Origin of the sequence: Psychromonas sp. SP041 (assembly GCF_000470315.2) — a bacterium.
Lineage (GTDB): Bacteria > Pseudomonadota > Gammaproteobacteria > Enterobacterales > Psychromonadaceae > Psychromonas.
This window is the reverse complement of the sequence record NZ_CBRF02000001.1, coordinates 180,143-193,103: the sequence shown is the minus strand read 5'-3', so window position 1 is coordinate 193,103 and position 12,961 is coordinate 180,143. Positions and strand designations below refer to the sequence as shown.

Sequence of the window (12,961 nt, the reverse complement as noted above, 5' to 3'; positions counted from 1 at the left end):
CATTTGTGCAATATAGATTTATAATGACCCCATAATAACAACAGCAACTAATAAAGGCTCGACAATGGACTTACTAACTCAACTAGCAAATACTTATAATGTCATTGATGTAACCAATGAAGTACTAAGTGAAGATGCACATCTTCAAAACTCAGTACATGCTATGTTTCAAGAGCTAGTCAGCGAAATCAGATTTGTTATCGAGTCAAAACAAGCGCCCATCATTAAACTTGCTAACTCAAACGGTAAAGACAGCAATATCGTCGTACTTGCTACCTTTGAAGCTTACCGTCAAGCAATCAATGAAAATACAATAGAAGCAAGCCGCCCTCTTCTTATTTCAACAGTAGACACTAAGATTGAGTCGCTACCTATGCATATGTTCTGTAACTATGCAAAAGACAAAATCGAAACCTATGCACGTAAAGTGGGCATAAACCTAAGCTACTCAACCATTTCTCCAAGCCTTTCTTCTGAGTATTTCATTAAATGGGGCTCTGCAGATAAACTAATTAATAACCCGCTAAGAACCGGGGACTGTACTCCAATTTTAAAAGTAGACCCATCACTTAAGCATTTAGCCTTATTGCGCCAAACTATCTGTAAAGACAAACGTGTTGTGACCATTACAGGACAACGCCTAGAAGAGAGCGCAAGAAGAGCTGCAAACATGAAAAAACAAAAGGTTGCAAGCAAGACGGCAAACGATCTCGTTAAAGAGTTTGAAACGCTATCTATTAATAAATCAGTAAACTATGCACCTATTTTTGCCTGGTCTACAGAGGACGTTTTTGCACTACTACGTATCGCTGGCACAAGCCCAATGGAACGTCTTGCAGGTAAATCAATCCCTGCTTATTACGAAAACTTTGCGCTATTATTAGAAATTTATGGCCGTGCAACACAAGAAACCTGCCAAATCTCTATCAGTGAAGACGATAAAGTTAAATCAACGGGTTGTGGCGGCTCTTCACAGCGCTTTGGATGTCATTTTTGTACTCAAATCACAGAAGACAAAAGTACTATCCAGGTCTCTGAGAAAACTTACTGGAAAGTGTTAGGTACTGAGAACGCTTTAAGAGTAAGAGATTGGCTATTTCGCATAAGCCTTGATCCAAATGCTAGAACACATCAACCAAAAGCGATTGACCCTGTAATGAATCGAATTGCTTTCCAACCAAACGTGCTTAAATCTAAGCACCTTGAAAAAATGGTACGCTACGCATCTCAACTAACTGTGGACTCAATGAAAGGGGCTGAACACTTAGCAAGCCTAGTAGAGCAAGGACGCGAGCATGAGCATGAAGGCTATGCTGCTATTGTCGCAGACAAGCACATCCACCCTAAGGCTAAAAAAGCATTTCTTGAAATGTATCTTAAGGAAGCAACGAAACCGCTAATGGAATATTTTAGCGACAAGCATGCCGTTTTACTAAGCTTTAAATGGTCGCTTGTAGGTGTTCATTCAATTGGCTACCGTCCGCTTGCTATCTGGGCTGACACGGTTGAAGGTATTGGACGTATTCCGTACCCTAAATTAAACTCAGAATTGCCTGCTGAACTATCAACACTTAAGCCTTCACCAGCACTTGAGCCAATAGTTTTATCTTTTCACACCAAAGAATTTGAAAGCAACTTCTTAAAAGAAGGCCAACCTGACTTCTTAAGTTTCTGGCAAAAACCAGTTGGCATTGAAGACATGTGGAGCGATATCGGTGGCAATTCTAGTGTTGACAAAAGCGCAGCGCATACTTATGACCTAAAAGCAGAGTTCGACTTGGTTATTAACCACAAGAAAAACGCTTATGGTGGCATTGATACCGCGATAACAACGGTTGTAAACAAAGTAAAAGATAACCAAACAGGCCGAGCGCTTCCCGCTGCTATTCAAGGGAGCCAAAAGAAGCAAGTGGCGGACTACTTAGAGCAAAAAGCACTAACGATTATTCACACAAAATTCTCGGCGCTTTATACCTCATTAGTCAATGCTTATGCTGAAGATGATGCTGAAAAAATCGCTGAGCTATCTCTTGCTTTGTCAAGAAAAATGAGCAAAAACTTCACTAGTTCAACTGTACCAATGCGACACTTTAAAGCCGTTACAATCGATACCGGCTTTAAATCTGATGCAACTAAAGTAGAGGCTGGGCATCGCTTTACTCGCCGAGTTTCAGCATTTAAAACAAAAGACTTAGAAAAAGACGGAAAAGTTAAAAAAACACTCGTAAGTGCAACTAAAACAACGACTCGTTGTAAGTTTTATGCGCCTTCTTTGTCTCCAATTTATGAAGCAAAATTTAAGTCTACTACTCAAATTTCGGTGCCGGACTTTAAAATAATCGAACGTGATCCAATTAATACACTTCATTACTTAGATAACATTGAAGGTGATGTTGAAGCTTACAATATTGACATGGACAAACTTGATTTTTGGTTTGAAACAGGCGGTCATTTAGAGGCCTTGAAGCGCCATGACAACATCCTTAGCATGAACATCAAACATCGCGCCTACTACCGTAAAAACGGACTAGCAAGAGGGATTCGCAAGTATGATGTTAGTGAGCCATTAAAGCGCCTAATGAGAGATGCAGGTGTGTCAATTAACCCAACCTATGCAAAGCAGTTTCAAAAAACATTACGTCGTTCACACTTGTTTGCTGAAGTAGGCGCCTTTGAGCTACAGGGCAAATCAAGAGAAGAGCTATTAGCTTACCGTGGCACAATGACGATGGCTCAGCACCGCCAGGATAAAGCACGATACTTACTAGACGTTCGTGCGATTAGAAATAATAAACGAGCTGAATTAAAAGTATCTCGTGCAACGTACCAAACCAACCCGGCTAAATTTGCGCTTAATACAACAAAGCAAATCATGTCAGATTTCTTTGCCATTGCAAATGAGCAACTAACCTTGCTTAATAGCGTTGATATGGGCACATACGGTGCAATGGGCTACAGTCTTGATGGAGTAGAAGGAAAAACACAATGCAGCGCTTACAATGCCTGGTTCGGCTTTTATCACGCATCATTGTCTGATTACACTCAGTTTAAAACACTACTGCTTAGCCAAGTCGCTAAAGCTAACCTATCAGAGGCCGTATTATCTGAGATCAGTCTGGCAAATGCTTTCGATAAGCAAGCAACTGCGCTGGCTCAGGCACTAAAATCGTCAGATAGAGTTAATAAAGAAATTTCATCTTTGTTTAAAGTTGCTGGCCAAAAAGAAAAGAGCCATGATAAATTACTTAGCAAAATGAAAACGAAAGAAAAAAGTCGCGCACTATCATCACTACTCATTGCTTAAGGCGAGAACATTAAAATGAACAATGCAACTAACTGGACGGCCTTTGATATCGCCAAGCAAGCTACAATTTCTGAGGTAACTGGCGCGGCTTACTCATCGCTTAGTAAGTGGAAGTCTTCTCGGGGCCACAGGGTCAGACTTCTTGAGCTAGCCACTGCGCTTGAATTTCACACTGAAGAGGAGCGAAATGCGCTAATAAATGACCCAGAGGTTGATCTGCAAAGTCTATTGAACAAGCTAGGATTTGCAAAAACTTCCATTACAGATTTTACCCTGTTGATTGGTGAGAGCAGACGCACTACTTATAGCTGGTGGACTGACCAGGGTACGAGTAAGAAGCGATTACTGTTGTTACTAGTAGAAGGATTACTATGTGCACTGGCAATTGCAAAGTGCCCTAATATGGATAGCCTAATGCTTATCACAGACAGTGAAATAAAAGAAAGTGAACATGTTGAAATACCAAGTGAGACAGTAGAACGCATTGCTTTTAGCGCCTTTAAGATGTCTCTTATCAAGCAGGGTTAGTTTAACGGGCTGAAAGTGTGGGAACTGTTGGGGAGCGTTTTGGGCTTAAGTGCCCTGCCAAATAGACAGGGGATTAATGGCTAATCAGACGAAAGGTCTCCATTGATAATCGCGTTTATGAACTTAAATTTCACAGTTAAAATGAACGCTCATCGCCTTTCCATCAATAGCTAAGTCGTCTTCACACAACCCTGACGACTCATCCCGCGTTAACAGCGACTGTAACGCAGACGCCAAATCATCACCATCAATCACAAAAAACAGCGTCGCATTTAGCCTGTTTTGGGCTCTTTTTCTGAAGTCAATAGAAATAAGGCCTACATAAGCACTGCTTGTTTCGCCAATTAGATTAAAGAAGTCAGCAGATGAGGCATTCAATGCTGCAATTTCTTCCTTGGTTGAGATCATGTTTGTCTTTGAGTTCATTTGAATTCCTAGCTTAATACTAAATTAATGATAATTGCGTTTGTACCAACTCACTGCTTGCTCCGATGGTAACCGAATACTTAGCCGAGGTGCCGCGTCTAGAACAGGTGAACGTTAAATCTCCGGCCATTTTATTAACATGTTCAATAACCATGGTTGAGAATTTCATGCGTCCATATTGTACGTTTTTTAGTTTTAGGCCAATGCCTATTTTAGGATCCATTATTGCTTGCTTATCTTTTAAAAGCTCACTATTGGCAACAACAATTTTTCTCATATAATAAATCATCATGCCGACATCGCCATGCTCTACACGCTCAATGCCAGATGCAAGCTCTTCTTTTGACAGGTGCTCAGACAACAACGAGACAACCGCCTCATAGACGTCAGTGGTATAGTGAAGGCCATTCTCTATAACAACACGATTAATCGCCTGATATAACATGAGCTCATCCTGACCAGGCACAGTCGCGCTATTAGAGATCAGCAGTGAGTTAAATGATTGTCCAAGCTCATGCACAGTCTTATAGCCATTTAGCTTATCAAACATAGCGGTTTCCCTCTTAATTAGCATTAATATTATTGCGAGAAAAAACCTGTTTTGACTCTGCAACCCAATATCACAAACTATATCATTAGTTGTATATCAGGTCAATCTTAGTCAATACCTATCTATTCAATAATAAAAGCAAAAAACCCCAAATACAACTTGACCAATATACTAACATTGGTATATTATAACCTCATCAGCAAATAGTCAGATTAACGCTAGCCTGTTAAATAAATGAGCAACAAACAAATACACGCTAACTATCTGTATCTATTTAAACGCCCCAGTATTTGCGGTGACTTAAAATCAAAAATTATTATAAAAAGAGATAAAAATGAGCACATCAAGCAGAATTCCTAAACCCGTTATACGATTTAATCCTACATCAACACAAATAGCGACACTCGTCGGCATTTCATCGTATGGAAAAGAAAACTACCCTTGGGCAACACGCTTCATCGGACAATTTCCTTTACCATCATGGCAACGCGGCTTAGTTTGGACGATTGAGCAAAATATTTCGTTTATAGAATCTGTCTACATCGGATATGACCTAGGCAGTATCATGATCAACGACTACGAGCATTTCCGTGGAAGTGAAAAAACTGTGCCTCTAAGTGATATCATCATCGATGGACAACAGCGAATCAATGCACTGATTAGTTATACTAATAATGAATTCAAAGTGCTTGGGTTTTACTGGCGTGAATTGAATAGAATCGAGAAACGAACTTTCCTAGAGCGAGAAATTGGTAAGAAAACAGTGCGCTGTTTTGACGAGAGCAAACTAAAACATGTGTATAATCACCTTAATTTCTCTGGCGTACAACACAAAAGTGATGAGCGCGCCTAACAAAACTGCAACTGCAGCTAAACCTTATAGGCTTACAATGTCAAAAAAAGAGCGCAACCGACAACACTATCTCGAAGCAAGAAAATCAACGGGCTGCTCTCAAAATGAGTGGGCAAGGCTCTTTAATTTAGATTCCAAAGCAGGCGCGGGGTGCCGCCAAAAAGGGCAACCCAACGTCGCGGCTAAAGAAGCGGGCACCAAAGGGGTCAATATGCCTGAATGCCTCGCCTCTGAGCTGCTAAGGCACTTTCATGGGCTTGGCTACGACGTGAAGAATATTGAATTCAATGAAGAAGGCAAAATAACTAACATTAATAAAACATCCCCCTCAGAATAGCCAACACACCTGGCATAAATGCCAGGTACTCTCAAATCAAAAACCAGTACTACATTGCAAATGAAGGTTGTGACATCTCAATATTATCGTTTAGTTGACGCGCTGCAGATGAATAACCATGAGACAGAACCTCTTCAATAATCGGCAACTCGTCAATCACTGACTGGTCATAACTTCGCTTATCTAAATCCATTAGCCCTTCATCAAGTTCAGCATGCGGATTAACAAAAGGAATGATCTCATCGACAACCTGCAACCATGACTGAGACGCATCTAAATAAAACGCTTTTTCTTTGTCGTTAATATCTAAGAACTGGCTATAAAGCTCTTCAACAATGAGTGGGCTTTCATTTCTACGCATCAACGACTCGCGCATCGCCAAGCAATTAAATAAACTTTCTTCGTTATCTACATTAACATTTAATTTATCTATCAAGTTCACTAGAGCAGTATATCTCTCTTGATAATCCGTCACCGCGCCAGTTGGGATACCTTTAGTCGCTGCGTTATTGCAAATTATCACTTTGAGTTCAGTGCTTAATTTCTCAAGTTGAGGTAACGTTAAAGTCTTCTTGTTTGCTCGGCCTAAAATCTCATCGGTTTCTTTGCTACCCGCTATAAATCTAAATTCAGTTTGCTGACCTTTTGCGCATGCATCTAGGTAACCCATGATCATGCCGTTTGATAAACCTCTATCAATATAAAACGCCTTTTTCTCTGCATGAGAGTGCCAGTCAAAACTTCTTTTGATTCCAATAGAGCGTTCTACGTCGTTGCCGTCTCTTAATGACTTATTATAAAGAAGATGGAGCGCCATTGGAGACTCACCCACCATCATCATTGAATGCCTCATTGCCATTCTTGCATATTCGACATTCTTCCAGTAGTCACCGCCTAAAGGAGATTCGACCATGACTCGTGGCATTTGGGCTCTTTCTCTTTGAATATGAATAGACTTTGTTGTTAAAACGACTGTTTTGGCCATAGTATATTTCTCTTATTAAACGGTTTATTGGTTAAGATATTAACTCGATTTTTTATTTACTTACCTTTTTATACTGTGCATCAAAATACGGGTGCTTGCCCCATGAGGTGTCGTAATCGCTGTAACCGTTCTTAATCATGTCATAGCCAATATCAAAGCCATTAGCCGAAACGGCACAAATTGGGCGTGAGTAATAACCATGGGCATAACAAGAATACTCAGCACTACCACCGCTCGCCCATCCTTTTAGATAATTTGATGCCGCCTTACCGAACGCACTGTTTTTGCTTTTAATACGATGTTCAGATTCTGCCGTATTAATGCCACCAATGCGCATTTTTACCTGCATTGAATCGGTTCGTAGCGCTTTCTTCTTATCCTTGGTGTCTGCAACGGCTAGAAATTCGTTAAATTCAGTGCGATTAACAGAAACCCAGGCCGTATCACCATCGATAACATAGGCAATCTTTCCTTTGCCTGAGATTTCATTGCTGGTGGTCAGTGTAGCGCCACGACCCTTTGATGTGTCAGATACCGTAGACACCGCACTATTGAGCGCATTTTTAATTGAGTAAAAGGTATTTGCAGAAAGCAAAGAAGTGTCTGCATTGACGACAGGACTTAATAGTCCCAGTGCGAGTATTAAAGGGGCTTTATTTATTTTTAGTGCAGTAAATGGATTCAAGCGAAATCTCCTTATAAAATATTTCATATATTATATAATAATAGAGTCAACAGTCAATGCAAAGATACTTGCACCACAATTTAATTTTCTTTATTAAACAACAGAATAGATTTGACCTATAATATAATTATTGATATATTATAGCCTCAGTCGGGAGAGTTCTCCCTTATTATAAGCCTTATCGGCTATTATTATATTTATAGGTCATTTACATCATGAAACAAGTCGCTCCAGTTTACTTAGAAACCATCACACTTACTGACGCAATTAATTCAAACCCTGGCAATGCGCTTGTTACTAAGCAGCAAGTTCACGCTTTCATTGAGTCACTAAGTAATGAAAAAAGTACAAACTCAATTACCTTAGAGCGCCTTATCATGGAAACCAAATTTAATGATCCTATGGCCGTTAAATCAGAGCACGTTTTAGGCGAAACTCCGTTTACGTTTCACTAAGCAAGTAGCTTGGCAATTGACAAGTCAGTTGCCAAAAACCGCCAGCTCATATTAATTATTTATTAGGGAACAGCATGCACTCTTCAGCAGCACTGCAATTCAACAGCAACCTATTAAAACAAGTGCCTCTGACAGAGGAAGTTTCGTCATATGGTCACACAGGACAATTCGGCTCTAATGTATTCTATACAATAGAGGAGAGCTCTTTCCCTCAGGGTGAAGTTACCTACGAAAGCCACAATGAAGAAGTGTTCGTTTTTGCTAATATTAATGACATGCTTGCATACCACTTCACAGATTCAAACGTGCCGTGTCGCTACCAAATAAATATCGGTTATCGCGATGAAGAAGGCAACCCTATTATAGACAGTGCGCATGCCAGTGCTGAATATGACCCTCTTGACGATGGTCCCGATATCTTCAGCAAAGAAAAATACATTTTTACAAACGAACGCTAAAGCGAATAGGAACAGTACGCCATTTAAGGACGTACCCGTTCCCAAGACAGGCTTTTGTATCCAATAAATTAAACACAGCCACATGCATCCATTATGGCAAACGAAAGGACTCATGCAATGAGTGTGAATAAGAAAATAAAAGAAATAGTGTTATCTGCAAAAGAAGAACTAGCTAAAGCAGAAAGCGAAAAAGACCTGGTAACAATTATCGACAAAGTGATTGCACTGGACTACCCATTGAAATACGACAATACCGTCCAATGGTCTGTCGGAACGGCCTTTGCCGCTACTTCGGTGCCGCTTTATTTCTACTTTCTTGAGGTCACTAACTACTTCTTACTCGCGCATTACTTTATGTTGGCATGCCCGCTTATTGTTGCAGCTTCGTTTTTTGGGTATGCACTCATGCGAACGAATAGCGTAAGTGAATTGTCCGACGAAATATTTAAAATGGACCTTATTTTTGACAACAAACTAAAGCCAATCAAAACACGCATTGGCAAAGGGTATGCAAAAAAATTAAAAGGCCAGTTTTGTGAATTCGACAGAGGTAACTACTCAAGAGAAATAAGTTTTTTAGCAGAAGGAAACTACGATAATAATGGTTGCAAGCTTCCTTACGATTATTACTCTTTTCATTACGTAAACCAAAGAACAGAGGTTGTGGTAACCTCAAATGGGAAAGGAGGAACAACCACTTCCACCAGAACCGTTTATGACCATTTTCATCGTTACGGAATAATGTTCGACCACAATGCAGCAAGCTCAGTAATGATTTGTTCAAGCACACCACTGTCAAAGCTTGAGCAAAAATTTGAACCCGCATCGTTAAAGTTCAGAAAGGAATTTTCAGTTACCTGTGCTGACCAGATGGAGGCTTCTAAACTAACCAAGCCAACAGTTGTGTTGAAGTTTGAAGAGATGGCAGATGAGTTTGATGGCCTTAATTTTGAGGCTAGTGAGAACGGACGCGCATGCCTTTCCGTGCGAAACAATTTAATGGGCGTGACAAGAAAGGCTGGGCTTGAATATGCGATTTCTTTCAAGGAAGAGATTGAGCAAAATAACCAACTTAAGAAGTTAGATAAGCTTCTATCGTTTGCCGTATTCATTAACGATAAAACTGACAACAACTTTAAATAATAACTTTTTAAAATAAACTTAGATAAAGGATAGCAACATGGAAATATTTTACGTATTGGGCGCCTTAGTCCTGACAGCAGTCACCGTTATGATTATCTATAACGGCATCATAGGCAGATTTAATTCTGTTAAGCGAGCATGGTCTAATGTGATCGTTCATGCAAGGCAGAAAAACAAGATACTTCCTCATCTTGAAGTAGTAATTTCACAATATGAAGATTTTGAAAAGGGAGTGTTGGTAAAAATAACGCAGTTGAGAGCAGCCCTTAATGAATTGGATGATTCAAATGTTAATAACCAAACGTTAAGAAGTGCAGAGCATAAAGCACAGGCCCTTGTTTCAAGTTTAAAGCTAACATCAGAAGATTACCCAGAGCTAAAAGCATCTCCCTTGTTTAAGGCCATAATGGCAGAGATTTCGGAGCAACAAGAAAATGTTGGTGCTGCTATCCGCATCTATAATCAAAACGTGGAAATATTCAATACGGGGATCCAAACATTCCCAAATTCTATAATTAACAATTTGCTAAACAAAAAAGAAGAAATCGCCTTGTTTACTGACAGTGAAGCTCAGAGTGAGTTTGAGTTCTCGCCGAATATAGATTAATGAGGGGTTAACGGCATGACTAGCACTTACTTTAGTGCTGGTCACTTTTTTTGTTTTCTTTTCTAATAATAAAACCTCCCCTTGCATTGACTTTATACCAAATAGTGTATATTATGTTAGATATTGATTACGCGGTACCGCTACTTAATTTGTCAGCAGTATTTTAAATAGTGCGGCCCCCATAAAGTGGCTAAGCTAGAACAACATAGAACAACATAAAACAAGGAATTATCATGAATGAGAAACAAGCAATAGGCCACCTAGCTAAGAGTATTCTTGGCGAAACACTTCCATTGCAGGTTTGTCGCTCTGCTAATGGTCACTATTTAGGGACACTTGATGAAGAAATGGGGTGCCCAAATACCCGAGAATCAAATGAGTACTTTGCTTCATATGAAGAAGCGGCTGAAGCACTTGCTACTGGTGAGTGGTCTCAACGCCTAAATGCCTAGGAAGGCAGAACTCGTTATTAAAACGAAGTTAAACAAAAACAAAAAATAAAATAGAAATAACTATTAGTAAGTGCGTCAGTTAAATATATGCACTTACTATATCAAATATCAAATCTAAGTTGTGCCGACTATGTCGGTTAAAGCCAGCTCTCTACGTTACTTCTTGATTTATAAGCCTAAATTACCTCATTATAGGTGCTTTAACTATACAAACATACCAAATAGTGTATAATATCCCTACTTGCTAAGGAATAAGCCTTAGTTTGAAGTAAGCCAAATGCACTAAGTTTGTCTGTACTAACAGTGACTTACCAATTGACGAAACTTTAAATTGCGTTATACTAAGCAGATAAACAGGGCTTTGCCCACATAATTAAAAATAGTAGAGGATAATACTATGTCTTTTAAAACAAACACTATCGCCGCAATCGCTCTGTCTTCTGCCCTTATCTCATCTTCAGCTTTTGCAGAAAACGAAAACCTTACAATGGCAGGTGATTACTTACAGATAGGTGTTCCTCTATTTGCAGCAACATACAGCCTAGCTAAAGGTGACATGGAAGGGTTCTGGCAAGCCGCAGAGGGCGCAGTTTATACTTCTCTTGTAACGCATGCGCTAAAAGCAACTGTTGACGAGGAACGCCCTAATGGCGCAGATTACGATTCTTTTCCGTCAGGTCACACTTCTGCCGCCATGCAAGGGGCTGCGTTCCTTACTATGCGCTACGGTTGGGAAATCGGTGTGCCAGCTACAGCCGTTGCAGCGTTTGTTGGCTATACCCGTGTTGAAGGCGACTATCACTATACTCATGACGTACTAGCAGGTACTGCTATTGCATGGGGTGTACAATACGCTATTACTGAAATGGGGTTCTCTCCAACTAAATTTATTGTGTCTCCTTTTGTTAGCGAAGATGGTGGCTATGGCGTAAACCTTTCCTCTACATTCTAAATTACGATAAATTCTTAAAATTAATGGGCGTTCGCGCCCTGCATCGTTTAAATCAATCAACAAACCTCCCATGCCTATTTGAAATCAACAAAATAACCCAAATATTCAACGCCTGGTGCAGGCACAAATCAATTATCTCGCCTTACTGATTGGCAAGACCTCAAATTCATTGCCAAAAACACAGCATTCAAGTTGCCTTTATATACTAATTTATATATAATATAGTAAATTCAAAGGAGAAATAAATGAGCATAATTAACCTAGTTACAAGAGATACTGGCGACCACATTATCATTGCAGGCGTGTTAACCAGCACCAAAAGCAACTTCCCAGCATCAGATCATGTTCTTATGTCGACCTTTTTAAGCAGATTCATGAAAGTAGAAGACACCGCATTAATTCAAGTGCGACTACAAAAAAGCACAACAACCCCAGAAAATGAGTACAGAGAAAATATTAAAGACTCAGCGCTTTTTGACATGTCAAATTATGACGTTTGGAGAGGATTTAAGGATTCAGCGCTTGATACCATGGGCGGCTCGATAGCAATGATAGACACACCACTACTGCCTGAAGAAGATCCTGAAATCGTCAGTAAAAAAATGTTTATGGGCTTATATAAAAAACAGAGAGAAACAAATTTCTTTGGCTTACATAGTGCGTTTGTAGGTAACGTAACGGCAGAAACTGATGATGAACTAGAGTTTACACTTAAAACCGACACAGCATGTAATACGGACGCATTTAGAGGTATGGCACTAGTGACTGTTATCTCTGAGCTAATCCTTAAAACAAATAAAGGCACTGAATACAAAGTGCAATCAGATTTGCCTCCAAAAATGTCTGCTGTATACAATAAAGCGCTTATTGAAATGGCAGATAACGAAAAATTATCAGATGAAACAAAAGCCATATATGGCGAACTCTTCTACAGCAGAAAATTTCAATACGACTACCTAGAGTTCGTCAGAAAAATGAGAGATAAAACACCACTATTCATGGAGTCAAAGAAACGACTATTAACATTAACCGAACACAAGGTGATCTCAAAAAGCATTAGAGAATTACTTCTTTAATAAACATATGCAAACAAAGAGGAGCAACTTGCTCCTCTATCTTCATAACGCTTAAAAGAATATCGCTGAATACCCCCTTCTATTTAAATCACTCCAGATCAACATAACCGATAAAAAACCCAACAAAAAAACCGCATCAGCGGCTTTTCA

The 12,961-nt window shown here is 39.7% G+C and carries 15 protein-coding genes; 11 read left to right on the top strand and 4 right to left on the bottom strand.

What is annotated here, in order from left to right; translation table 11 throughout:
* The first annotated feature begins 64 nt into the window (after positions 1–64).
* The gene (locus SP041_RS00875) at positions 65–3,304 is read left to right on the top strand and encodes a phosphoadenosine phosphosulfate reductase family protein (protein WP_025562889.1); all 3,240 of its coding nucleotides are present in this window, start codon (positions 65–67) and stop codon (positions 3,302–3,304) included.
* 15 nt (positions 3,305–3,319) lie between these two features.
* Entirely contained in the window at positions 3,320–3,832 is a 513-nt protein-coding gene (locus SP041_RS00870; protein WP_025562888.1) for a hypothetical protein, read from the top strand.
* A gap of 123 nt (positions 3,833–3,955) precedes the next feature.
* On the opposite strand, the gene SP041_RS00865 is transcribed toward SP041_RS00870, so the two are convergent.
* Positions 3,956–4,258 (bottom strand): hypothetical protein, encoded by a 303-nt coding sequence (locus SP041_RS00865; RefSeq protein ID WP_025562886.1) that lies wholly within the window; start codon positions 4,256–4,258, stop codon positions 3,956–3,958.
* Between the two features lie 19 nt (positions 4,259–4,277).
* Entirely contained in the window at positions 4,278–4,808 is a 531-nt protein-coding gene (locus SP041_RS00860) for a hypothetical protein (protein WP_025562885.1), read from the bottom strand.
* A gap of 334 nt (positions 4,809–5,142) precedes the next feature.
* Between SP041_RS00860 and SP041_RS00855 the strand changes: the two genes are divergently transcribed.
* Both SP041_RS00855 and SP041_RS00850 read left to right on the top strand, forming a co-directional pair.
* Positions 5,143–5,661: a DUF262 domain-containing protein gene (locus SP041_RS00855; protein ID WP_025562884.1), complete on the top strand. Its 519-nt coding sequence runs from the start codon at positions 5,143–5,145 to the stop codon at positions 5,659–5,661.
* 37 nt (positions 5,662–5,698) lie between these two features.
* The gene (locus tag SP041_RS00850; RefSeq protein WP_025562883.1) at positions 5,699–5,998 is read left to right on the top strand and encodes a hypothetical protein; all 300 of its coding nucleotides are present in this window, start codon (positions 5,699–5,701) and stop codon (positions 5,996–5,998) included.
* Positions 5,999–6,047: 49 nt separating this feature from the next.
* Here SP041_RS00850 and SP041_RS00845 read toward each other — a convergent pair whose 3' ends face one another.
* Positions 6,048–6,983 carry a hypothetical protein gene (locus tag SP041_RS00845; protein WP_051368421.1) on the bottom strand — a complete coding sequence of 312 codons (936 nt, stop codon included), beginning with the start codon at positions 6,981–6,983 and terminating at the stop codon, positions 6,048–6,050.
* 52 nt (positions 6,984–7,035) lie between these two features.
* A complete protein-coding gene (locus tag SP041_RS00840) occupies positions 7,036–7,668 on the bottom strand; it encodes a thermonuclease family protein (RefSeq protein WP_025562881.1) in 633 nt (210 codons plus the stop codon).
* A 215-nt stretch (positions 7,669–7,883) separates the two neighbouring features.
* Here SP041_RS00840 and SP041_RS00835 point away from each other — a divergent pair, with 215 nt between their 5' ends.
* From SP041_RS00835 to SP041_RS00805, 7 genes are all read left to right on the top strand, one after another.
* Positions 7,884–8,123, top strand: coding sequence for a hypothetical protein (locus SP041_RS00835; RefSeq protein WP_025562880.1), 240 nt, complete (start codon positions 7,884–7,886; stop codon positions 8,121–8,123).
* A 74-nt stretch (positions 8,124–8,197) separates the two neighbouring features.
* Positions 8,198–8,581: a hypothetical protein gene (locus SP041_RS00830; RefSeq protein WP_025562879.1), complete on the top strand. Its 384-nt coding sequence runs from the start codon at positions 8,198–8,200 to the stop codon at positions 8,579–8,581.
* A gap of 117 nt (positions 8,582–8,698) precedes the next feature.
* Positions 8,699–9,724 carry a hypothetical protein gene (locus SP041_RS00825; RefSeq protein ID WP_025562878.1) on the top strand — a complete coding sequence of 342 codons (1,026 nt, stop codon included), beginning with the start codon at positions 8,699–8,701 and terminating at the stop codon, positions 9,722–9,724.
* Positions 9,725–9,761: 37 nt separating this feature from the next.
* Positions 9,762–10,331, top strand: coding sequence for a LemA family protein (locus SP041_RS00820; protein ID WP_025562877.1), 570 nt, complete (start codon positions 9,762–9,764; stop codon positions 10,329–10,331).
* Between the two features lie 233 nt (positions 10,332–10,564).
* Positions 10,565–10,783, top strand: coding sequence for a hypothetical protein (locus tag SP041_RS00815; protein ID WP_025562876.1), 219 nt, complete (start codon positions 10,565–10,567; stop codon positions 10,781–10,783).
* Positions 10,784–11,180: 397 nt separating this feature from the next.
* Entirely contained in the window at positions 11,181–11,735 is a 555-nt protein-coding gene (locus tag SP041_RS00810) for a phosphatase PAP2 family protein (RefSeq protein WP_025562874.1), read from the top strand.
* Positions 11,736–11,980: 245 nt separating this feature from the next.
* Entirely contained in the window at positions 11,981–12,811 is an 831-nt protein-coding gene (locus SP041_RS00805; RefSeq protein ID WP_025562873.1) for a hypothetical protein, read from the top strand.
* Positions 12,812–12,961 lie beyond the last annotated feature (150 nt).

Excerpts from the sequence above, each read along its gene's own strand:
- SP041_RS00805 (WP_025562873.1), top strand. The coding sequence starts at position 11,981 with ATGAGCATAATTAACCTAGTTACAAGAGATACTGGCGACCACATTATC.
- SP041_RS00845 (WP_051368421.1), bottom strand. The coding sequence starts at position 6,983 with ATGGCCAAAACAGTCGTTTTAACAACAAAGTCTATTCATATTCAAAGA.
- SP041_RS00855 (WP_025562884.1), top strand. The coding sequence starts at position 5,143 with ATGAGCACATCAAGCAGAATTCCTAAACCCGTTATACGATTTAATCCT.
- SP041_RS00875 (WP_025562889.1), top strand. The coding sequence starts at position 65 with ATGGACTTACTAACTCAACTAGCAAATACTTATAATGTCATTGATGTA.
- SP041_RS00835 (WP_025562880.1), top strand. The coding sequence starts at position 7,884 with ATGAAACAAGTCGCTCCAGTTTACTTAGAAACCATCACACTTACTGAC.
- SP041_RS00815 (WP_025562876.1), top strand. The coding sequence starts at position 10,565 with ATGAATGAGAAACAAGCAATAGGCCACCTAGCTAAGAGTATTCTTGGC.
- SP041_RS00865 (WP_025562886.1), bottom strand. The coding sequence starts at position 4,258 with ATGAACTCAAAGACAAACATGATCTCAACCAAGGAAGAAATTGCAGCA.
- SP041_RS00860 (WP_025562885.1), bottom strand. The coding sequence starts at position 4,808 with ATGTTTGATAAGCTAAATGGCTATAAGACTGTGCATGAGCTTGGACAA.
- SP041_RS00810 (WP_025562874.1), top strand. The coding sequence starts at position 11,181 with ATGTCTTTTAAAACAAACACTATCGCCGCAATCGCTCTGTCTTCTGCC.
- SP041_RS00830 (WP_025562879.1), top strand. The coding sequence starts at position 8,198 with ATGCACTCTTCAGCAGCACTGCAATTCAACAGCAACCTATTAAAACAA.
- SP041_RS00820 (WP_025562877.1), top strand. The coding sequence starts at position 9,762 with ATGGAAATATTTTACGTATTGGGCGCCTTAGTCCTGACAGCAGTCACC.
- SP041_RS00870 (WP_025562888.1), top strand. The coding sequence starts at position 3,320 with ATGAACAATGCAACTAACTGGACGGCCTTTGATATCGCCAAGCAAGCT.
- SP041_RS00825 (WP_025562878.1), top strand. The coding sequence starts at position 8,699 with ATGAGTGTGAATAAGAAAATAAAAGAAATAGTGTTATCTGCAAAAGAA.
- SP041_RS00850 (WP_025562883.1), top strand. The coding sequence starts at position 5,699 with ATGTCAAAAAAAGAGCGCAACCGACAACACTATCTCGAAGCAAGAAAA.